The sequence below is a fragment of the Thermoanaerobacterales bacterium genome, assembly GCA_030019475.1.
Taxonomy (GTDB): Bacteria; Bacillota; Desulfotomaculia; order Desulfotomaculales; family JASEER01; genus JASEER01.
On record JASEER010000038.1, the window covers coordinates 1 to 21216 of the forward strand.

The window sequence follows — 21216 nt, forward strand, 5'->3', positions numbered from 1 at the left end:
GTTATCGGCCGTCCCCGAAACCCCTACCGCTTGGTCATCGCCCTGGCCGTCGGGTTTCTGACGCTGAGCCTGGTTCTCTTCGGCCTGCTGCACCTGCGGGAGCAGCAGCTCCTCGCCGGGCGGGCGGAGACGCTCGAAGTCACGGGGATGGTCGAGGCCGACGAGGTCATGGCCTCCTTCAAGGTGGCCGGCAAGGTGGAGCGGTTCTTGGCCGACGAGGGGGACGAGGTGCGGCGGGGGCAGGTCATTGCCCGACTGGAGACCGACGAGCTGAAGGTTAAGGTCGCCCAAGCGAAGGCGGCTCTGGAGGCCGCGAAGGCCCAGCTCGCCAAGGCCGAGGCCTCGGTAGGGCTGCAGAGCGGGGTGACGCGGAGCCAGGTGGAGGAGGCCGAGGCGGCGGTGGAGCAGGCCCGGGCGAACCTGGATGTCTGTGAGGCCACCTGGCGGCGGATGCAGGACCTTTACGACGCCGGCGCCGTGAGCGCGCAGGAGAGGGACAAGGCCGAGGCCGAGTACAAGGCGGCGAAGGGCAAGCTGGCCCAGGCCGAGGCCGCGCTGGAGAAGGCGCGCTCCGGCCGGCTGCAGGTCAGCCTTAGCGAGGACGACGCGGCCGCCGCGCGGGCCCAGGTCGCCCTGGCGCAGGCCAAGTACGACGAAGCGCTCGTGTATCTCAACAACGCCACCCTCAAGGCCCCTCTCGGGGGGATCGTGACCCTGCGGCCCGTGGAGCCCGGAGAGACGGTGGGCGCGGGCACCCCGGTGATAAGGATCACGGATCTCAAGCATACCCGGGTGCGGGTCTACGTCAGTGAAAGCAAGATCGGGCGGGTGCGGCCCGGGCAGAAAGTGAAGGTGACCACCGAGGCCCATCCGGGACGGGAGTTCGACGGGGTGGTCCGGTGGATCAACCCGGCGGGCGAGTTCGCCACCGAGAAGGCGGTCAACGACCAGCACGACACCGATATCCGCGCCTTCGAGGTGAAGGTGGACGTGCCCAACCCGGACCTGGAGTTGAAGACGGGTATGACGGCGAAGGTGAGGTTCCCGGCAGGTGACTGAGATGCAACCGCTGGTCAAGGTGTCGGGGCTGAGGCAGTACATTCACGGCCGGTTGGTCCTGGACGGGGTGAGCTTCGAGGTCTTTCCGGGGGACCTCTTCGTTCTCTACGGCCCCTCGGGCGGCGGCAAGACCGTGCTGATCTCGATCCTGGCGGGCATCCAGGCCCACTCCTCCGGGAGGGTGGAGACCTGCGGCCGGTGGGAGACCGGGCTGGTCATGCAGGAGGAGAGCCTCTTCCCTGAGTTCACCGCCGGGGAGAACCTGCAGGCCGCCGGCTTGATACGGGGGATGGACGGGCGGTCGCTGCGCCGGCGGATGGAGGAACTGGCGGCGGAACTGCGCCTGGGCGGCGTGTGGCGCGACAGGGTCCGGCGCCTGCCCTGGGGCCCCCGCCGCAGGCTGGCCCTGGCCTGCGCCCTGGTGGCCGCGCCCCGGCTGCTTCTCGTGGACGACATCCTCTTCCGGGGCGACCCGGAGTCGAGCCGGATCATTACCGATACCGTCCGGAGCTATGTCGCCGCGGGCAACGCCTGCGTCTGGGCCACCGGACGGCGGGATGAGGCGGCCGCGCTGGCCGGCGGCGGCGCCCGGGTGGCGTTGCTGGACGGCGGCCGCCTGACCGTCTGCGACGACCCCGGGGAGTTCCTGTGGGCGACGGGGGAGGAAGGGGGCCGGCCCGGGCCGGAGGGGCCGGAGGTCGGGCGATGAACCTGCGGCGGACCCTGCGATCGATTATCGGGATCGCGTACGTGGAGAGCCTGCAGTTGTTGCGCAACCGCACCCAGGCCGTGATCTTTTTGCTCGTTCCCCTCCTGATGCACCTCTTTCTGGCCGGGGTCTACGGGGACCAGGTCCTGGTGCGCATCCCCACCGCCGTCCTGGATATGAGCCGGGGCCCCCTGAGCCGGGAGGTCGTGCACCACGTGGCCGCCGACGAGGACCTGAGGATCACGGCCTACGCCCGGGACTACGAGGAAATCAGCCGCTGGCTGAAGGCCGAGAAGGTCCGGGTGGCGGTGGTCATCCCGGAGGACTTCGACCGGGCGGTGGCGCGGGGAGAGCCGACGCGGATCCTGACCGTTATCGACGGCAGCAACATGATTTTCTGCAACGTGGCCGGCGGCGCCGTGGGAGATGTCGTCCAGGATCTCTCCGCCAGGCTGCGGGCCGAAATGATGCTGTCCGGGGGGCTTTTGACCGACCGGGTAGAGCGGATACTCAAGGCCGTGCAGTTCCCTATCACCGCCCGCTACAACCCCACCTACAACTATGCCTATTTCCTGCTGCTGGGGCTCAGCTTGTATATCCTGCAGCAGACCTACCTGCTGGGGATCGTGACCGTTGTCTCCCGGGAGAAGGAGCAGGGCACCTGGCCGCAGTGGCGCGCCCTGCCGGTCGCCATGTGGCAGGTTTACGCCGGCAAGGTGTTGCCCTACCTGGCGGTCGGCATCGTCCAGGCGGGGATGATCTGCCTGATGGGAGCGGGGCTCTTCGGGATGCCCATGCACGGGAATCTCTGGCTGTTGCTGCTGCTCACCTTCGTGTTCCTGGTGTCCGTCAGTTGTCTGGCCGTCCTGATCTCCAGCTTCACGGACCGTATCGACTCCATCCGCTTCGCCATGGTGATGGCCATGCCCTCGTTCATCCTGAGCGGGTTCACCTGGCCCCTGCAAGCCATGCACCCCATCGTCAGGGGCGTCGCGGAGTGTTTTCCGCTGACCTGGTACCTGAGCGCCTTCCAGTCCGTCACCATGAAGGGCGCGGGCTGGGAAGCGGCCGGCCCCTGCATCCTGTACATGGGCCTCCTCGGCGCGGTGTGCCTGGTGCCGGTGTTGCTGGCCGTCCGGGAGCGCGAGCGGCCGCTGAACGCCCTTCTCTACCGTATTCGCCTGCGGATCGGCGGGTAGTCGCCGGAGGTCTTACCGGATATGCGGACGTTGCGTAACATCGCCGGTATTGCTTATGTCGAGTGGCTGGCCATCATAAGGGACAGGTTCCTCTTCCTAATCGCCTTTGGAGCCGTGTTCCTCTATCTCGGCCTGTTCGGCCTGGTTTATTATGCCGGCCTGTTGACGCACATCCCGGTGGCCGTCTGGGACCAGGACCGCTCTCCGACCAGCCGCCGGATAGTGCAGATGATCGAGGCCGGCCCGCGGATGGATATCGTCCACATGGCGGGGGAACGGGCGGAGCTGGAAAGGCTGTTGCGGACCGGAACCGTGCGGGCCTGTTTCATCATCCCCGAAGACCTGGAGCAGGACATTGAAAGCGGCCGGCCGGCGCGGGTGGCGGTGGAGATTGACGGAACGAACCTCATTTACGCCTACAACCTGCGCCGGGCGGTCACCGATATCAACCGCTCCCTCGGCGCCGAACTCATGTCCGGGTCGCTGATCGCCGCCGGGGTTGAGCCCGCCCGGGCCGGGCGGATCCTGGAGGCGGTGAAGTTCGTCGGCGAGTCCCGGTATAATCCGACCTATAATTATTGCCATTTTCTCTACCTGGTCCTGATTGTCATCGCCCTTCAGCAGACCTGCCTGCTGGCCGAGGGGTTGACCCTGGCGCGGGAGAAGGAACGGAATACGTGGGTCCACTTCGCCATGTCCCCCTTGAGCAATGCCGAGGTGTTTGCCGGCAAGGTGCTGCCCTATTACCTGATAATGCTGGGCAACGCCGGCCTGGTCCTCACGGGGGCCCACTTTTTCCTGCAGCTCCCGATGCACGGGAACATCATGCTGCTGTGGGCGGCCTTCGCCCTTTTCGGGCTGGCCGTCGTGGGGCTGGGGTACTGGGTTTCGAGCCTCTGCCGGGACACGGTGCAGGCGACGATGGTTATCTGCCTCTTCAACCTGCCGATGGTTCTGGGCAGCGGTTTCACCTGGCCGGCGGATTCCATGGCGCCGGGTCTCCGGTACGCCGGCTGGCTCTTCCCGGTGACCTGGCTGGCGCACGCCGCGCGGGCCGTCACGATGAAGGGGTGCGGCTGGGACGTGCTGGCACGCGATTTCGTTATGCTGGCTGTCCTGGCACTGGTTTTCGTCTCCCTGGCGGTGGCCGGCACGCGGCGGATAAGAGGGAAGGGCGGAGATTTGAGCGGAGGGTAAAAAATGAGCAGGACGCCGTTTGATCCGGACAAGAAGCGCAGGGTTTTCGACGCCGCCGCCCGGCTGTTCGCCCGGAAGGGGTTTGAGAAGACCACGGTGGACGAGATCGCCGAGGCCGCCGAGGTGGCCAAGGGGACGGTCTACTACTACTTCAAGGGGAAGGAGGACCTGTTCCTCTTCCTGGTCGAGGAAGGGATGGCCATCCTCAAGGACCGCGTCAGGGGGGCCGTGCGGGGCGAGAAGGACGCCGGCCGGGCTTTGCGCAGGGCGCTCAGGACCCAGCTCCGGTTCTTCCGGGAGTACCGCGACGTCTGCCTCATCGTCCTCACCGAGGCCTGGGGCACTACGGCCCGCCAGGAGAAACTGCAGCAGATGATCGGCGATTACTACACGGTGCTGGAGGAGATCGTCGACCGGGGCATCGCGGAAGGCGTCCTCCGCGCCCGGGACAGCGAGGTGGTCTGCGGCGCCCTGTTCGGCATGACCGTCATGGTCGCCCTGCACTTCTTCCGCCGGCCGGGGCCGGCGGACTGGGACCTTATCGGCGACGAACTCGAAAACATCCTCCTCCGCGGCCTTTTAAGTTCGGGGTCAGGCACTTAACTTAAAAGCGGCGGGAGCGCGACGGGAAACCGCCGGTTTTCCCTGGGGGATCGGGGAAGAGGTGACGCGAAATACAGGAGGTGAGCTTGGTGTTCGGCTGGGGTCTGAAGAACCGGACCGTGAAGGAACTGCGCAAGAACCAGGGGCTCACGGCGCGGGAAGCGGCCATAAAGCTTAAGGTCGACACCGTGGACGTGTTGAAGGTCGACAACCTGAAGCTGAAGGACGTGCCGGAGCCGTTACGGAGCAGGCTCACGCCGCTCCTGCGGGGGGACTACATGAACAAGATCCCTTGGTAGGCAACGGGCGGACGCGGTGGTCCGCCCCTACGCTAGGAAGGAACACGTTGCGTGACGGCCCTAGGGGCGCGGCTGAAGTCTGCGCCGCTGGGAAGGATGAAGTTTTGGACAACTTTCGACCAACGAAAGATTATTCTGGGTGGAAGGATTTACTCAATGAGTGGAGAATTACACTAGCTGTAATTAAGGTATGGGGGGATTGTACAGAGTCGTGCGGGAAGGATTTCGATCCCGGGACGTCATCCGGCTGGTTGGCATTTCTTATCGCCAGCTTGACTACTGGGATAGGAGCGGGTTCATTAAGCCCACCCTTGTCCAAGCCAATGGGCAAGGCACAGAAAGGCTTTACGGCTTCCGTGATCTGGTTTGCCTGAAAGCGGCAAAACAACTGAAAGATATGGGAGTGAGCCTTCAGAAGATCAAGAGAAGCCTTGCTTACCTACGAGAACACCTTCCACAAGTAGTCACGCCTTTGTCGGAACTGATTTTTATGACGGACGGACGAAGCATTTTCGTAATTACGGATGACCCTGTAGTAATGGTCGATACTCTGCGCCGAGGGCAGTTGGTTTGGAATATTAATGTGGGCCAGATGTCCGGGGAAGTCTGCAGACTGGTGTACGAGGAAGAGGAGCCGACAGACCAGGCCATGGAGGGCAAGTCCTTTGGGTGATGTGTTTGTCAGGGATCCAATCCACGGCATGATTAGACTCAAAGCGTCTGAGGTGGCTCTGATCAAACACGAAGTTTTTCAGAGGCTGAACAGAATTCGCCAATTGGCGATGACGTATAAGGTCTATCCCGGCGCAACTCATACGCGATGGGAGCACAGCCTCGGCGTAATGCATATCGCCAGTCAAATGATGGAGCGCCTTTACCGGCGCAAACTGGTGCGTGACTACTTCAACGAGGACGAGTACAAGCGTCTCACCCAGCTTGTTAGATTAGCAGCTCTGCTACACGATGTTGGGCACACCCCTTTTTCACACGCCGGCGAGGATTGCTTTGCTCCGGGACTGAAGCATGGACACTACTCGGTGGCCATCATCCGTAAATACTTTGGACCGCTCATCGAAGAATTCTTTCCTGATATTAAGGTTGAAGAAGTAATAGCCCTCCTGGAAGGGTATCCTCTAGGAGCGGGCGATAAGGTTTTCTTAGGCAGGATAATTGGTGGAGAAACGGACGCTGATAAGCTGGACTATCTCCTCCGGGACTCTCACTACTGTGGGGTACGCTATGGGCAGTATGACTTGCATCGGATTCTTGATACCATCACAGTTATCCCAGCACTGGAAAGCAGTGAAGGGAGATCAGAGGACGCGGAGCGGGAAACCGGCGTTTGGTTGCTGGGTATTGATTCAGACGGGATCCAGGCCGTGGAGGAACTGATCTTCGCCCGGTACTGGATGTTCATTCAGGTGTATTTCCATAAGACGAGGCGTATCTATGACTACTACCTTTCGTGTTTTTTGAAGGATTGGTTGTCGGAGATGGGGTACGGTGGGATCTTCCCTTCTCCGGACAATTTGGAAAACTACCTGGCGCTTGACGACAGCACTGTCCTGGAGGCCATTAAGTCCAAACGTAAGGATAATGAGTGGGCGCGTAGGATTTACGAACGCGACCATTTGTCGGAAGCATTTGTTACCTCACCTCACCATGCAGGCCTTGAAAGCTACTTTGTTATTTCCGAACTGGAAAAGCTTTTTAAGAAGAAATATCCTGATGGCTTTGTTGATAATAAGGCAAGGACGTTGCCGACAAACCCCCTTTTTGACCTGAAGAAGTTCGAAGATGATGAGGCGGAGGCAAGCGAACGAAGATATGCCAGTATCACTGTGCAGGATAAGAATAACCCTGACCAGTACGAAACCATATTTGAGTTATCACTTCCCTTGAAACTTTTGTCACGGAAACACATCAATATTGTACGTTTTTATGTGCCAAGGGAATACAAGAAGGATGCTGCGGCTTGGTGTCACCAACACTATAACCAGATTAGATCGAAGGTTAAGAAGATTGAGGAGGGATGGAGTTAAATGGACCTGCGTTTACCATTAGCCTTTATTGCTTCTCGACGGCCCATACGGGGGAAGAAGGCTTTTCAAAAACTGGCGTACTTCAGTCGCACGCTTCAGATGCCCATCAATTGTTCGTTCAGCATGTACCTTTATGGTCCTTACAGCAACGAAGTAGCTGTTGAACATTCTGATATGATCGCTTCCGGCCTATTATTAGAGAGGGATGACAATGTCCTTGAGAAAGGCGCTTCGCTGGAGGAGTATCTCAAGGATCATTCACGTGAAATCAATGACTACAGTGCTCAGCTAGAGAAACTTGACAAATGCTTTGGCAGTATGCCGCCTTGGAAACTGGAGTTGTATGCGACCACCCACTTTTTGGCTACTTCGGCCAAGCGAATCGGTAAGGAGTTCGAAGAGGAAGATGCCGTTAGGGAAGTACGAAAGGCTAAGGGCGGCAAGTTTCGTAGCGAGGAGATTGGAAAGGCTTTCAGGGACTTAGTGGCGTGGGAGTTGTTCTAACCCGGATCATCCCCCCTCCTGTCGCGAACAATCCGGTTTGCCGGAAAGCGTCCGGAAGCTCTGGCGGAAAAGCGTGATCGTACCGACTTGACCTACGGCAGCCAGCCGCCGTCCAGGCGCAGGACGTGCCCGTTAATGAAGGAAGCTTCCCGCGAGGCGAGAAAGACGCAGGCGGCGGCCACGTCTTCGGGACGGCCGAGACGGCCGGACGGGATGGCGTCGGCCAGGGCCGCGCGCTCCGCGGGGCCAAGTTCGCGGCACAGCATATCGCTCTCCACGGGCCCCGGCGCGATGGCGTTGACGAGAATGCCGGCGGTGCCGACTTCCCGCGCCAGGGACTTGGTGAAGGCGACGAGACCCCCCTTGGCGGCGGCGTAAACGGCTTCGTAGGCGGCCCCCGTCAGCCCCCAGACGGAGGCGATGTTGATGATCCGCCCGTGGCGCCGCCGGATCATACCCGGCAGCGCGCGGCGGCAGCAGAGAAAGGCGCTCTTCAGGTTCGCGTCCATTACCCGCTCCCAGTCTTCATCGCTGGTTTCTGCGACCAGTGCCCGCAGCGAGACGCCCGCATTGTTGATAAGGATATCCACCGGCCCCAGCCGTTGCTCCGCCGTCGCGAAAAGCTGTTCCACTTCCTGCGTCCGCGTGACGTCCGCCCGCACGGCGATCGCGCGGACGCCGCTTTCCTCGCAGGCCTCGACCACGCCGGCGGCGGCGTCGGCGGAAAGGCGGTAATTCACGACCACATCCGCGCCGTTAACGGCCAGGGCCCGGGCGATGGCCGCACCGATGCCCCTGCTTCCGCCCGTAACCAGGGCCACGTGTCCGGCCAGTCCCCTGATTTCTCCCATGGGTGTAACGCCTCCCGCGATAAGTCTGTCATCTATTTTATTGCTAAGCGGCACGCGTTAAAAGCCTCTTCACCGAAGAAGGGCGGCTCGTCCCGCATCCGCGCCCGGCGGGAGAGCATACCGGTACCTACCATTAGAGGTCTTGTGCGGTGAAGGAACGGGGGCATATACTGGAGGCAAAGAACTCCTTTGACGGCGATGGAACGTGGTGAAGGGCGGGCGTTTAAGGCCCGCCTCGCCGGTGCCATGGGGGAGCGGATGGTTTGAACGGCGGTCGGATCGCGGGGGCGGCGGCGGTGGTCGTCGTCATTACGGTTGTCAGCAAGGTCCTGGGGTTCGGACGGGAGGCGGCGCTGGCCGCCGTGTTCGGCGCCAGCGGGGCGACGGACGCCTATCTGGTGGCGATGATCATTCCCGCACTGCTCTTCGGGGTGGTGGGGTCGACGATCACCACGGTGGGCATCCCGCTCTTCGCGGAGTACATCCACGACCCCCGACGGCGGGGGGAACTGGCGGGGCTTCTGTGGAGCACCTTCCACGGGATGCTCCTCTTCCTGGGCCTGGCGGTGGTTGTGGCATGGCCGCTGGCGCCCTGGCTGGTGCGCGTGCTGGCGCCGGGGTTCGCCGGGGAGCAGGCGGAGCTGACGGTGCTGCTGGTGCGGGTGATGCTGCCGGCGGTGGTCTTCATGGGCCTGGCCGGCTGGGCGCAGGGCGTCCTGAACGCCCACCAGCGGTTTGCCGCCCCGGCGGCGGTGGGCATCCCCTACAACGTGATCATCATCGCCGCGGTGCTGCCGGCCGGGGGCTGGTGGGGGATCGAGGGGGTGGCGGTGGCGACGCTGGTGGCCATCGCCACGCAGTTTCTGATCCAACTGCCGACCTTCGCGCGGTTGGGGCTTCCCTACCGGCCGTTCTTCGATTGGCGCCACCCGGGGCTATGGCGGATGCTGGCCCTGGCCGGTCCGGTGATCATCGGGGTGGGGGCGAACCAGCTCAACGTTATCGTCGACCGCATGCTGGCCTCGGGGCTGGCCGAGGGGAGCATCTCGGCCTTGAACTACGCGCAGAAGGCGCTGAACCTGCCGGTGGGACTCTTCGCCTTCCCGCTGGTGACGGTGCTCTACCCGTCCCTGAGCCGGCACAGCGTGGTGGGGGACGCGGCGGCCTTCCGGGAGACGCTGGTCCGGGGGCTGTCGGTGCTGGGCTTTTTGATGATCCCCATGACCGTCGGGCTCATTGTCCTGCGGGCCGATTTTGTGCGTTTCCTGTTCCAGAGGGGGGCCTTCGACGAGGTCGACGCGGCGATGACCGGGACGGCGGTCCTCTTCTACAGCCTGGGGATCCTGTTCATCGTCTGGCGGGACTATTTAAACCGCGCCTTCTACGCCATGCAGGACACGGCCACGCCGACCTGGACGGGGGTGGCGGCGGTGGCGGTGAACGTCGGGCTGAACCTGGCCCTGGTGCGGGTCATGGGCCTCGGTGGGCTGGCGCTGGCCTCCTCGGCGGCGGCCTTCGTGGGCTTCGCGCTGCTCCTGTGGCGGCTGCGGCGGCGGCTGGGGCGGCTCGGCGGCCGGCGGCTGGCCCTGGAGACGGGGAAGGTGTGCCTGGCGGCGGGGCTGATGGGGCTGGCGGTCGCCCGGGCGGACGGGGCGCTGGCCGGCGGGGCCGGGGCGGCGCTGTTCGCGGGGCTGGCGGGCGCGCTCGGGGGCGGGGCGCTGGGGGACTTCGCGGCGACGGGCGCGCGGCTGGTGGGGCTGATTGCTTTCGGCGGGGCGGTGTACGCGGCGCTGTGCCTGGCGCTGCGGGTGCGGGACCTGGAGTTTTTCTATGGGCTTGTGCGGCGTGGTCACAAGTAAGGGGTCGGGCCCTCTCCACTTCCGTCACAAATCTTTCGTTTGTTCGCCACATCTTTTCCACATCTTTGTAACAACAGGGTTTTAGAATCTGTCATGGGGATGACGACATAAAGCCTTGCTGCGAGGAGGTGGAAAAGCCGGGATGTGCGAACAGGCCCTTTGCCCCGCCGAACACCTGTAACCCACGTCGAAAGGAGAGAGGGAGTCCGTAATGAACAGAAAAATCGTTGGGATAGCACTGGCGGCTGTTCTCCTGGCGGCTGCGCTGTTTTCGGGCGTAGCCCTGGCACAGAGCGACACCTCCGCCGAGCGCGGGCCGCTGCAGACCTTCCTGGAGAAACTGGCGGCAAACCTGGGCATCGACCAGGCGAAGCTGACGGACGCCGTCAAGCAGACCCAATTGCAGATGATCGATGAGGATGTGCAGCAGGGCCGGCTGACCTCCGACCAGGCGGAGAAGATCAAGGCCCAAATCGAGGCGGGCCAGCCGGCCTTCGGTCCCTTCGGGCCCCGTCCCTTCGGGCGCCACGAGGCGGGCTTGATGGGCAACGGGCGCCTCGACGCGGTGGCCGAGGCCCTGGGGATGACCGTTGACGAGTTGCAGACCGAGTTGGAGCAGGGTAAGAAGCTCTCCGAGATCGCCCAGGAGAAAGGGGTCACCGCGGACGAACTGCACAAGAAGATGGTGGAGGCCAGGATCCAGGCCATCCAGCAGGCGGTGAAGGATGGCAAAATTTCACAGGATAGGGCCGACGAGATGATCCAGAGGCTGCAGAATGCGCCGCAGCGCGAAGGCTTTGGGCGTTTGGGCCCGCCCTTTGGCCCGCCTGCTGCCGGGCAGACTGAGGAAACAAACTGAGCGGAGTTTGGCCGTAGTAACAGCCCGCCTCGAGAAGAGGCGGGCTGTTTTGGCTGGGGGGGGGGACCGGCAGGTTTGTTTAAGGGTGCAGGTCCCCCCGGAACACGGCCAGGGCGGCGTCGACCACGGCGGGGTCGTAGAGCGTGCCCCGGTGCCGGATGACCTCCTCCAGTGCCGCCTCAGGGGGATGGGCGGGGCGGTAGGGGCGGTGGGAGGTGATGGCGTCGATCACGTCGGCCACGGCCAGGATGCGCGCTTCGAGCAGGATTCCGTCGTCCTTTCTGCCGTCCGGGTAGCCGGAGCCGTCGAGCCGCTCGTGGTGCTGGCGGACGATGTCGGCCACCGGCCAGGGGAAGTCGATCTCCCGTAGTATTTCATAGGCCGTCACCGGGTGGGCGGCGACCAGGGCCATCTCCTCCCGGCCCAGGCGGGCCGGCTTGTTCAGGATGGCGGCCGGCACGACGATCTTCCCGATGTCATGCAGGTGGGCGGCCATCCGCAGGGCCTCGATCCGTTCTTCGGCGAGCCCCATTTGGCGGGCGATGGCGCAGGAAAGCTCGGCCACCCGGTGCTGGTGCCCCGCCGTGTAGGGGTCGCGCATTTCCACCAGGCGGGCCATGGCCTGGATGCTGTTCTGCAGGAGGCCCGCGAGCCTCTCCGCCGCTTCTTTCCGCTCGCGCTCCGTCCGGCGGCGCTCGGTTTCATCGCGGAAAACGAGCACCACGCCCAGGATGTCGCCGGAAGCGTCCCGGATCGGCGCGCCGCTGTCGGAGATGGGAATGCGCCGGCCGTCCCGGTTGACGAGCAGGGTGTGGTTGGCCAGGCCGACCACGACGCCCTCCCGCAGGACACGCGCCGTGGGATCGGCCATCCTCCGGCCGGTGAGTTCGCTTTCGATGTGGAAGACGGCGGGCAGGGGGCGCCCCAGGGCCTCGGCGCGGGGCCAGCCGGTGAGCTGCTCGGCCACATGGTTAAAGAAAGTGACGCGCCCTGCGCGGTCGGTGCAGATGACGGCGTCGCCGATACTGGCCAGGGTGACGCGGAACCGCTCCTGCTCCCGGGCGAGGCGGGCCTCCGCCTTCTTCCGGGCGGTGATGTCGCGCACGAAGGCCAGAATTCTCTCCTCCCCGCCGATGGCGGCGCGTCTCAGGTCGACCTCCACCCAGAACGCCCGGCCGCTCTTTTTTCGCGCCAACCACTCGAAGAGCTGCGGCCCGGCGGCGGCGCTTCTGATGCGTTCCATGGCCTCCCGCCGGGAGTACGGCGGCCGGCCGGCGCTCAGGCCCTCCACGCCCAGGCGGAGCGCCTCCTCGCACGTGTAGCCGTACAGTTCGCACGCCCGGGGGTTCATGTCCAGGATCCGCCCGGTTTCGGCGTCGTGGATGAAGATGGCGTCGCCGGCGTTGTCAAAGATGCTGTGGTAGTTTTGCTCGGCCAGGCGCAGAAGGCGCTCCTTCTCCTTGATCGGGGAGATGTCCAGGAGGGATGCGACGGAGCGGTTCGTGCCCGGAATGAGGGCGACGGTGAGCCAGATATGTTTCGACCCGCCGTGGCGGTCGAACAGGCGGAACTCGTAGTTGCGGGGGGCGCTCAGGGGATCGCGCCGGCGCGCGCGGTGGTACTCGCGCATGCGGGGCAGGTCTTCCGGGTGGACGAATGACGGCCAGTCCTTCTTCCCCTCGATCTCCTCCCGCGGGTATCTCGTGAGGCGGCAGAACTCCTCGTTGCACAGGGAGATGGTGTCGTCTTCCTCCAGGACGCAGATCGCGCTGCCGGTGTTCTCGAAGACGGTACGGTAGAATGTTTCAAGATCCTGGTCGTGTTTCTTGTGTTCGTGCAAGGCTCTTTCCCCCGGGAGCCGTTTTGCGCAATCGGGGCGGAAGAATGAAAACTATAAGGAACATTCGACATTTTATCTCCTGCTCCTGCTGCTTTCGACCGGCCTGGAAAAAGATTTCTGCAGCGGCACTAAGAAAGGGGTCAGGCCCTTAACTTAAAATAGGAGTTGCGCCCCTACGGTTATACGGGTATAAACAAGGCCCTAGAGCAGCTTTTTGTTGACCATCAGGCGGTGGACGAGGGCGGCGGCCTGGGCGCGGGTGAGCGGGTCGCGGGCGCGGAAGTGGTACTGGTTACCGATGGGGATGCCGTTGATGAGCTTGGCCTTGTGGCAGGCCAGGACGGCCGGGCGCGCCCAGGGGGCGATGACGTCCGGGTTGGCCGCGTAGTCGCCGAAGGCCTTGGCCAGGGCGGCGTCGACCTTCTCCAGGTCGGTGTCGACCTTCAGCTCGGCGGCGCGGGCCAGGAGGACGGCCGCCTGCTCGCGGGTGAGGGTGGCGCCGTAGCCCATGACGGGGCAGCTGCCGTCGGGGGCGCCGCGCAGCAGGCCGCGGGCGACGGCGGTCTCCAGGTACGGGCGGTAGGAGGCGTCGACGTAACTGAATTCCCGGAAGGTGACTCCGGGCGGGCGGTCGCCGGTCGGGAGGCCGAGGGCCTTGACGATCATCACGGTGAACTCGCCGCGGCTGATCTTCACTTCGGAGACGCCGGAGCCGTCCAGGAAGAGGCCGAACTGCCCGGCGCCGACGTCGAAACGGTAGCCGTAGCGCCAGGGGTCGGAGCGGGTGTTGTATTGCTCCATGACGCCCTTGGCCCAGAGGGGCATGACGGAGTGGTAGGCCCAGCCGAGGCGGGCGAAGTCCGGGAAGTCGGTGGCGGCGGCGCACACGGCGTAGCAGCCCTCGATGGGCCCGCTGAGGTTGACGGTGACGGCGTTGCCCTTGACGAGGCCGCCGAGGTTGAGGGCGGACGGGTCGTCGAAGTCGCCGTCCGGGTCGGGGGTGTAGTAGACGGTCAACTCGGCGGCGGCGCCGGTGGAGGTGTAGGGGTCGAAGGTAATGGTCATCGTGGCCGGGTGGGCGAGGGTGTAGTCCTCGTCGTCCAGGGTCAGGCGGTAGACGGGGCTTTTGGCGATGAAGCCCGGAGGCGGGGCGTCCATTTCGACGACGGTGAGGAGGACGGACTGGTCGTCGGCCATGTCGTTGCCGTCCCTGAGGTAGTTTTTCTTCCCGAAGTCAAGGGTGAAGGCCTTGTCGAAGGCCTGGATTTTTGTGGTCTCCGTGATGTCCGGGACGCGGTGGGAGGCGTCCTCCAGGGGCTCGTCGATGAAGTTGACGGTGACGGTAAAGGTGTTGCCGCCCGGGCCGGGGGAACCGCCGGTGACGGTGGCGGTGATGGTGACGGTGTTCTTGCCGGGCTGCAGGGGGTAGTGATCGACCTCGGCGCGGCCGGCGGTGACCCAGGCGCCGACCTTGGAGTCGGTGGTGTCGTCGACCTTCCAGTCGCCGCTGGTGTAGGTGAAGGAGGCCACCGAGCCGATCTTGAGGCCGGTGACGGTGTCGGTGTCGAAGCCGACGCGGATCTTGACCTCGTTGGCCGTGACGTTAACGGTCTCGCCGTCCTCGACCGCGCGGCCGTCGACGCGGACGTAGTCGATGGGGCCGTCGCTGCCGGCCTGCGCCGGTGGGGGTGCGGCGAGGGCGAGGGCGAGGAGAACGGCGAGCAGGGCGGCGGCGAGGCGGGCCCCCGGGTGCGGTTTGAAGAATGATAAAAGGTGCATGGTCATACCCCCTCTTTTCGTCATCGGCGTGAAGGGGGCCGGGCTTGAACGATTTTAAGGTGGGGGTCGTTTTAAGTAAGGGGCCTGACCCCTTACTTAAAGGTGGGGATCGTTCCGGCTGTGTGTCAGGCGCCGAAGGTGAAAAGCTCCTCCAGGTCCTCGCGGGTCAGGTGTTTCCCGATGGCGGGGTCGCCGGCCAGCAGGTTTGCGGCGAGGGTTTGTTTGCGGCGCTGGAGTTCCAGGATCTTTTCCTCCACTGTTCCCCGCGTGATGAGCTTGTAGCAAAAGACGTTTTTGTCCTGGCCGATGCGGTGGGCACGGTCGGTGGCCTGGGTTTCGACCGCGGGGTTCCACCAGGGATCGTAGTGGATGACGTAGGATGCCGCCGTCAGGTTGAGACCGGTGCCGCCCGCCCGCAGGCTGATGAGGAAGACGGGGGCGCCGTTTCCCTTTTGGAAGGCCTTTACCTGGCGTTCGCGCTCGCGCGCCGGCGTGCGCCCGTCCAGGTAGGCGTAGGGAACGCCCATGCGGTCGAGTTCCCGCCGTAGGATGGCCAGCATCTCCACGAACTGGCTGAAGACCAGGACCCGGTTGCCCGCCGCCAGGATGCCGTCGAGCATTTCCCGGAAGAGGTCGAGCTTGGCCGAGGAGTGCGCCTTATTCCCCGGCGCCTTGAGGAGCTGCGGGTGGCAGCAGATCTGCCGCAGCTTGAGCAGGGCGTCGAGGATGGTGATGTGGCTGGCGGCGATGCCTTTTTCTTCTACGGTGGCCATGACCCTGTCGCGGCACACCTGGAGCACGTCGCGGTAGAGCCGCCGCTGGGCGGGGGCGAGCTCGCAGGTGAGCACGGTTTCGTTCCTGGGAGGCAGTTCGGGGACGGCCTCCTGCTTTGTACGGCGGAGGACGAAGGGGTGGATCCTCTTCCGGAGGCGCTCCAGGGCCTCGCGGTTGCGCGCCTCCTGGATGGGGCGGGCGTAGCGGGCGGCAAACTGCTCCCGGCTGCCGAGGAAGCCCGGCATGAGGAAGTGGAAGATGGACCACAGCTCGTCGAGGCTGTTTTCGAGGGGTGTGCCGGTGAGGGCCAGGCGGTGCCGCGCCTTCAGGGCGCAGGCCGCGCAGGCGGTCTGGGAAGCGGGGTTCTTGATGCGCTGCGCCTCGTCGAGAACGACGTAGTTGAAGGCATGGGCGGCGAGCGCCTCCCCGTCCCGGGGCAGCAGGGCATAGGTGGTGAGGACCACGTCGTGCGCCGGCATGTCCTGGAAACGCTCTTTGCGGCCGGTGCCCACGAGGGGGAGCACCCGCAGGCCCGGCGCGAAGCGCCCGGCCTCGTCCAGCCAGTTGAAGACCAGGGAGGTGGGGACCACCACCAGGCTTGTCCCGGCGCCGCGCTCTTTCTCGGCCAGGAGGACGGCCAGCACCTGGAGCGTCTTGCCGAGACCCATGTCGTCGGCCAGGATGCCGTGGAGCCCGTAGTCCCGCAGGAAGCGGAGCCAGTTGTACCCGTGGCGCTGGTACGGGCGCAGCGTCGCCCGGAGGCCGGCGGGCGGGGCGGCGTCCTCGATCTGCCGGAAGTTTTGCAGGCGGCGGCGGAAGTCGTGCCACGAGTCGTCGGCGGCCACCTCCCCCGCGGCGTCGAGGATGGCGGCGGCCAGGGACGCCTCCCAGCGGGGCAGGCGCAGCCGGCCCCTTTCCATGCGCGCCGCTTCGGCGTCCCCGGCCAGGGAGCGGAGGTTCTCCCACTCCGGCGGGAGCCTGAGCTGCCGCCCGTCGTGGAGGCGGACATAGCGGCTCCCCGTACGCAGGGCGGACCAGAGGTCGGCGGCGGTGGCGCGGCTCCCTTCGTTTTCCAGTTCCAGGGATACTTCGAACCAGTCGATGCCGGAGGTGAGGCGGGCGGTGCCGCGTGCCCCGGAACGGGCGACGCGGTAGCGGCGAAGCTTTTCCTCGCCGTAGACCTCCCAGTCCGCCGCAAGCGCCGGGAGGTGGTCGTGCAGGAAGTCCAGCGCCGCCTCCCCGGACAGGACGAAGCGGCCGTCGCTGTCCGGCGCCGCGCCGCAGGCGGCCAGGCGCTCCAGCGCGGCGCGTTCGGCCGCCGTCTCGCGGATGATCCACACGGCGGCGCCTTCCTCCTCGGCTTCCGTTATCTCTCCCTCGCCGGACGCCGGGGGCACGGGTAGACCGCCGCCGTAAGCGAAGCGGACTTCACCCGCCAGGACCTTTTTCTCCTCCCGCAGGGTGAGGACCGGCTGCGGAGTGCGACTTTTGACCCTCGCCGCGAGGGAGGGTGGCAGGGCGGAGTCGCCGGCGGCGCCGGCGCGGGGCAGGTAGAGGGCGAGAAACCGCCCCAGCTCGGCCTGCGGCACGGCAACCTTGTTTTCTCTCAGCCCCAGGAAGAGCAGATCGGGGCTGTCGGGGGTGACGATCTCGCGGCAGGTGTGGCCGGAGAAGACCCAGAGACGGGCGCCATGCGCCAGGACGGCGTCCGGGGGGAGGGTCGCGGGCTCCCCGCCGGGCGAGAAGAGGGAGGCGTCAAGCACCAGTTGGTCCCGCTCCTCGCGGAAGGCCACGCGGCCGGTCAGCGGGGGCTTCAGCATCCGGAGGCGTTCCCGCCCGTCGCCGACGAAGCCGAAGGGGTGGAGTTTCAGGAGTTCGAGAATGGTGTCCAGGTAGGCCGGGGGTATGGTGACGTTGCCGGTGCCATAATCTGCCGGCCCGGGTGCCAGCAGGCGGACCAGGTGGCTGTCAAGCGGGGTCGGACGCTGCGGGAGGGAGGTCTCGAGATACCAAGGATTGACCGGCGTTTCCCTGCCCAGGCCGCGGATGCCGTACCGCGCCCGGGCGATGCTGATGGCGACGCCCTGCGGGCCGGGATGCAGGCGGTAGAGGAGGTAGGTCTCGCCGACGCTGGGCGTGAAGGCCGGCCCGGGCTCGATGGCCTGCCGCAGCGCCCGCTCCCAGTCGGGCGGCTGCGGCGGGGGCGGGGTGGGCGCCGGTACGTCGCCGTCTTTCACGGCCGCCAGGGCGAGGGCCACGGCGTGCTTGCAGAAGCCGTCGTAGGGGCAGGAGCACCGGGCGTGCCACTTGCGGCCGTCCCAGGCGAGGGCGGTATGGTAGCGGGCACGTTGCGAGCCCAGGACGGTGCCGACAATGAAGTCTCTTTCGATGTGCCATTCCAGCACTCGGCCGGCAAGGTGGTACAGCCGGCCCCGTTCGTAAACGGAGTGGGAAGCGGCCCGGCGGAGGGCCGTTAAAGGGTTTAACAAGAGAAAACTCACCCGGCGTTTTTTCTGTCAGTTTACCATGCGGCAGGGAACAGGGGCAACGGGTTAGAAGAGTCAGAGTACTACTGTTTGATACTCGAGTATTGGAGTGCTAGAATGGCTTTATTGCCGGGATCTGCCTGACACATGGGCTGCCCCTGGTTACGGGCGATACCGGGCATTTTGAGTGTGTTCCCGGCTTGCGGGTGATCACGCCGGCACGGTGGAGGAATGACGGGCGTTAAGGCACCGGGTGGGTTAGGGAATGGTGGTTGAGCGGCGGGCTTTGTAGTGTTAGCCATGGTCCGTGGTGGGTTTTGCCGGTTGCTGACGCCGGGGAGGGGGACTGACATGTTTTACTTCTTTGAAGTCGGGCGCAACGATCCCTGCGAATGCGGGAGCGGCAGGAAGTACAAGCGCTGCTGCAAGGGCAGGGTGGACGAGTACGTGCGGAGGTGGCGGGGGCGCTGGGACTGGGTGGAGCCGCCGCTGCTCGACGCTCTCTCCCTGGCATGCGGCCTGCGGCCGGACGAGGACGACAGGCCGCCGGACCCCGGGAAGGTCGAGGAGGCCCTCGACGCACTGAGCAAGGTGTGGGGGGCGGAAAGCGAGGACGGGTTCGTTGCGGGGCTGCTGCCACGCCTGGAAACGCTGGCGACGCTCCTTCGTACCAGGGACATGCTGAGCGACGGGATGTTCGGGGTCCATGAACTGTGGGAGGCTCTGAGGGCGCTCAACGAGTTGGACGAGGAAGCCGGCCCGGCTACGGCGGAGAGGGAGTTTGAGCGCCTGATGGAAGAGTTCCTGCCGGCGTTGGTCGACCGGGAGCGGGCGGAGGAGATGGCGTGGGCTTTATTGTTCCTGCTGCGGGGCGAGGAATGGACCGCCTCCGAACTGGAGTCCATCATCCTCGGGCTGCATTTTTGCCTGGAAGAGAAGGCCGTCTTCAATCCCCTGTGGGAGACGGTGTTCAGGGTGTGCATCTACGAGGCGGCCGCGGCGCTCAACGATATGCAGCAACTGACGGAGGAAGGAAAGACCCTCGACGTGGAGGCTGTGGAAGATTTCCTTGACCGGCACCCGATTATGGAACGGGAATGGTCGCGGGTGGTCCGGGAAAGAACGTCGCGCGCCGTTATCGCCATTCTTAAGGGGGCGATACCCCTGGACGTTCCGCCCTATGCGGTGGCGGGCGCCCTGTTAGGCATCGCCGCCCATATCCGGGACCTGGCGGAGGTTTAAGGACGGCCGCAGGCCGTACCGGGCCGTGATGGAAGAAGTCACGGGCGGCGAAGGGCACCTCGGCGAGCTAATGAGCGTCGTTTTCAATCAAGGGCTGGACCTGGACTTTGACATCTTTGTCGCTTGCGTGACGGAGAGACTGTACGGGTGGCTTGACGGCGAAGGCCGGGATGCCGGCGGGGAGCTCAGGGAAGCGGTGCAATCAATGATCAACAGCCTGGACAGCGGACTGCTGTCGGCGGAGCGTGAGATGCTCAGGCTTTTGTACCTTCAGGCGGTGACGGCCCTGACGGGCAGTCCGGCCATGAAGCTGCTTCCCGCGGGTGCGCAGCCGGCGATGGTGTTCGACTGGAGAAACCCGGAGTCCCTGGAGGCCTATGTCGCGTACCTGGAGGGCGCCGGAAAGAGCGAGGCCGCTGCCCACGTCAGGGCGGCCGGCGCGGAATTCGGCTTTTTCAGGACGGACGCGGTCGCGTTCGATCCGTTTTAAGTTAGGGGTCAGGCACTTAACTTAAAAGGATGCGGTCGCCCGACGGGCGGCGAGGATGCCGGCGGCGTCGCCGCAGACGGTCAGGTTGGGGATGACGCGCATGGCCGCCCAGGCGGTGCTGTCGGTACTTTGGGCGTAGCCCGGGGTGAGCAGGTTGGGTACGGCCGGGTTGGTCAGGATGTCGGCCGGGATGTAGACGGGGTTCGGCGGGGCCTCCATGGTTTGGACGGGCTCGCCCTTGAGGTAGCCGTTGATGTCGATCCAGTAGAAGCCGAGGCCGATGTGGCCCGGGGAGCCGGCGGCTTCAGGGATGTCGCCGGGCGGCGGCGCGTGGCGGACCTGGTCGGCGGTGAGGGCGAAGCCGCCGTCCCGCAGGCCGTGGATGGTCTCGCGCAGGTAGAGGATCTCGGCCGTAATGGGGCGGCCGGAGCCGTCGCGGACTAGGGTGGCGCCGGCGAAGCCGGGGAAGCGGCGCAGGGCGGCCAGGAAGCGGGGGCTGGCGATCTCGGCGCGGAGGGCGGCGAGGGCCTGGTCGGTGCTGACGGAGCCTTCGGGAGCGTCGTCGGGCCAGCGCGGGGTGCCGCGGTCCAGTTCCTGCCGGCGGCCGTCGACGTTATGCATGAGCAGGACGTTGGCCCACCAGACGCCGGGGGTGTTCTCGGCGATGCTGTAGCCCTTGATGGTGAAGGGATGGGGGCCGTTGTTGTAGGCGGTGATGACCGGGTCGCGCCAGACGAAGTTCGCGCCGCCCCAGCCGACCCAGGTGCCGTCGGCGTCCCGGGAGAAGAAGAACTCGGGCTTACCGCTGATCGGGCTGCGCCAGGCCCCGGCGGCCTCGACGTCGATGCCGCGGAGCTGGAAGGTGAGGGTGACAGCCTGCTGGTGGCGGTCACCGGCGAGGTCCTGACGGCCGACGGTGTGGGGCAGGCCGGCCAGGCGGGCCAGGCGGCCGGTCTCGGAGGCGTCGATGAAGACCTCGCCGCGGATGCGGGTCGGCGGGCCAGCCCAGACGATGGCCTGCGCGGCGGGGTCGTAGCGTACCGGGCAGACGGTGATGCTCTCGATGCCGCCCTGGCGGCCGGTGCGGACGGTCTCGATCTCGGTGTTTACGAGCAGGTCGATGCGGTCGCGGTAGGCGGCGACGACGTCGCGGTAGAGGCGGTCGGCCATGGCGCCGGTGGGGTAGCCCTGGCCGAAGACGGCCAGCCACTCGGTGAGGCTGCCGCGGGTGACGACCTGGCCGTGCCAGCGGCGCAGGTCGAAGAAGTTCTGCCCGCCGACGGTGCCGGTGGAGCCGAGGGCGCGCTCGGGCACGACCATGAGCAGGCGGGCGCCGTCGGGGAGGCGCGCCGCGGCCTGCCGCGCCGCGGCGCAGCCGGCGAAGCTGCCGCCGATGGCGCCCCGCGCTACAGCGTCGTCGTCTA

General features: G+C 65.5%; 18 protein-coding genes. 13 read left to right on the forward strand and 5 right to left on the reverse strand.

The window, feature by feature from the left end; translation table 11 throughout:
- The 9 genes from QMC81_09570 to QMC81_09610 all read left to right on the forward strand — a co-directional run.
- Nucleotides 1-1059 (forward strand): efflux RND transporter periplasmic adaptor subunit (locus QMC81_09570; GenBank protein ID MDI6907711.1); only part of this gene is annotated, 1059 nt, incomplete at its 5' end.
- 1 nt (nucleotide 1060) lies between these two features.
- Nucleotides 1061-1768 (forward strand): ATP-binding cassette domain-containing protein, encoded by a 708-nt coding sequence (locus tag QMC81_09575; protein MDI6907712.1) that lies wholly within the window; start codon nucleotides 1061-1063, stop codon nucleotides 1766-1768.
- Entirely contained in the window at nucleotides 1765-2967 is a 1203-nt protein-coding gene (locus QMC81_09580) for an ABC transporter permease (GenBank protein ID MDI6907713.1), read from the forward strand. The genes QMC81_09575 and QMC81_09580 overlap by 4 nt, the downstream gene beginning before the upstream one ends.
- A 21-nt stretch (nucleotides 2968-2988) precedes the next feature.
- Nucleotides 2989-4164 (forward strand): ABC transporter permease, encoded by a 1176-nt coding sequence (locus QMC81_09585; protein MDI6907714.1) that lies wholly within the window; start codon nucleotides 2989-2991, stop codon nucleotides 4162-4164.
- A gap of 3 nt (nucleotides 4165-4167) precedes the next feature.
- The gene (locus tag QMC81_09590; protein MDI6907715.1) at nucleotides 4168-4767 is read left to right on the forward strand and encodes a TetR/AcrR family transcriptional regulator; all 600 of its coding nucleotides are present in this window, start codon (nucleotides 4168-4170) and stop codon (nucleotides 4765-4767) included.
- 89 nt (nucleotides 4768-4856) lie between these two features.
- Nucleotides 4857-5066 (forward strand): hypothetical protein, encoded by a 210-nt coding sequence (locus tag QMC81_09595; GenBank protein ID MDI6907716.1) that lies wholly within the window; start codon nucleotides 4857-4859, stop codon nucleotides 5064-5066.
- A gap of 211 nt (nucleotides 5067-5277) precedes the next feature.
- On the forward strand, nucleotides 5278-5739 hold the full coding sequence (locus tag QMC81_09600; GenBank protein MDI6907717.1) for a MerR family transcriptional regulator: 462 nt from the start codon (nucleotides 5278-5280) through the stop codon (nucleotides 5737-5739).
- Between the two features lies 1 nt (nucleotide 5740).
- Nucleotides 5741-7108, forward strand: a complete 1368-nt coding sequence (locus QMC81_09605; protein ID MDI6907718.1) for an HD domain-containing protein — start codon at nucleotides 5741-5743, stop codon at nucleotides 7106-7108.
- Nucleotides 7109-7612 (forward strand): hypothetical protein, encoded by a 504-nt coding sequence (locus tag QMC81_09610; GenBank protein MDI6907719.1) that lies wholly within the window; start codon nucleotides 7109-7111, stop codon nucleotides 7610-7612.
- Nucleotides 7613-7704: 92 nt separating this feature from the next.
- Here the strand turns inward: QMC81_09610 and fabG are convergent, their stop codons facing one another.
- The gene (fabG, locus tag QMC81_09615; protein MDI6907720.1) at nucleotides 7705-8463 is read right to left on the reverse strand and encodes a 3-oxoacyl-ACP reductase FabG; all 759 of its coding nucleotides are present in this window, start codon (nucleotides 8461-8463) and stop codon (nucleotides 7705-7707) included.
- A gap of 263 nt (nucleotides 8464-8726) precedes the next feature.
- Between fabG and murJ the strand changes: the two genes are divergently transcribed.
- Together murJ and QMC81_09625 are read left to right on the forward strand one after the other, a co-directional pair.
- Nucleotides 8727-10322 carry a murein biosynthesis integral membrane protein MurJ gene (gene murJ, locus QMC81_09620; protein MDI6907721.1) on the forward strand — a complete coding sequence of 532 codons (1596 nt, stop codon included), beginning with the start codon at nucleotides 8727-8729 and terminating at the stop codon, nucleotides 10320-10322.
- Between the two features lie 211 nt (nucleotides 10323-10533).
- Nucleotides 10534-11181 (forward strand): hypothetical protein, encoded by a 648-nt coding sequence (locus QMC81_09625; protein MDI6907722.1) that lies wholly within the window; start codon nucleotides 10534-10536, stop codon nucleotides 11179-11181.
- 79 nt (nucleotides 11182-11260) lie between these two features.
- Here the strand turns inward: QMC81_09625 and QMC81_09630 are convergent, their stop codons facing one another.
- The 3 genes from QMC81_09630 to QMC81_09640 all read right to left on the reverse strand — a co-directional run bounded on the left by QMC81_09630 (nucleotide 11261) and on the right by QMC81_09640 (nucleotide 18063).
- On the reverse strand, nucleotides 11261-13021 hold the full coding sequence (locus QMC81_09630) for a PAS domain S-box protein (GenBank protein ID MDI6907723.1): 1761 nt from the start codon (nucleotides 13019-13021) through the stop codon (nucleotides 11261-11263).
- Nucleotides 13022-13222: 201 nt separating this feature from the next.
- Complete coding sequence (locus tag QMC81_09635) at nucleotides 13223-14800, reverse strand: S-layer homology domain-containing protein (protein ID MDI6907724.1); 1578 nt, start codon at nucleotides 14798-14800, stop codon at nucleotides 13223-13225.
- Between the two features lie 125 nt (nucleotides 14801-14925).
- Nucleotides 14926-18063: an SNF2-related protein gene (locus QMC81_09640; GenBank protein MDI6907725.1), complete on the reverse strand. Its 3138-nt coding sequence runs from the start codon at nucleotides 18061-18063 to the stop codon at nucleotides 14926-14928.
- A gap of 348 nt (nucleotides 18064-18411) precedes the next feature.
- Between QMC81_09640 and QMC81_09645 the strand changes: the two genes are divergently transcribed.
- Together QMC81_09645 and QMC81_09650 are read left to right on the forward strand one after the other, a co-directional pair.
- The gene (locus QMC81_09645; GenBank protein ID MDI6907726.1) at nucleotides 18412-19302 is read left to right on the forward strand and encodes an SEC-C metal-binding domain-containing protein; all 891 of its coding nucleotides are present in this window, start codon (nucleotides 18412-18414) and stop codon (nucleotides 19300-19302) included.
- Nucleotides 19303-19327: 25 nt separating this feature from the next.
- Nucleotides 19328-19792 carry a hypothetical protein gene (locus QMC81_09650; protein ID MDI6907727.1) on the forward strand — a complete coding sequence of 155 codons (465 nt, stop codon included), beginning with the start codon at nucleotides 19328-19330 and terminating at the stop codon, nucleotides 19790-19792.
- 21 nt (nucleotides 19793-19813) lie between these two features.
- Here the strand turns inward: QMC81_09650 and QMC81_09655 are convergent.
- Nucleotides 19814-21216 (reverse strand): FAD-dependent oxidoreductase (locus tag QMC81_09655; GenBank protein ID MDI6907728.1); only part of this gene is annotated, 1403 nt, incomplete at its 5' end.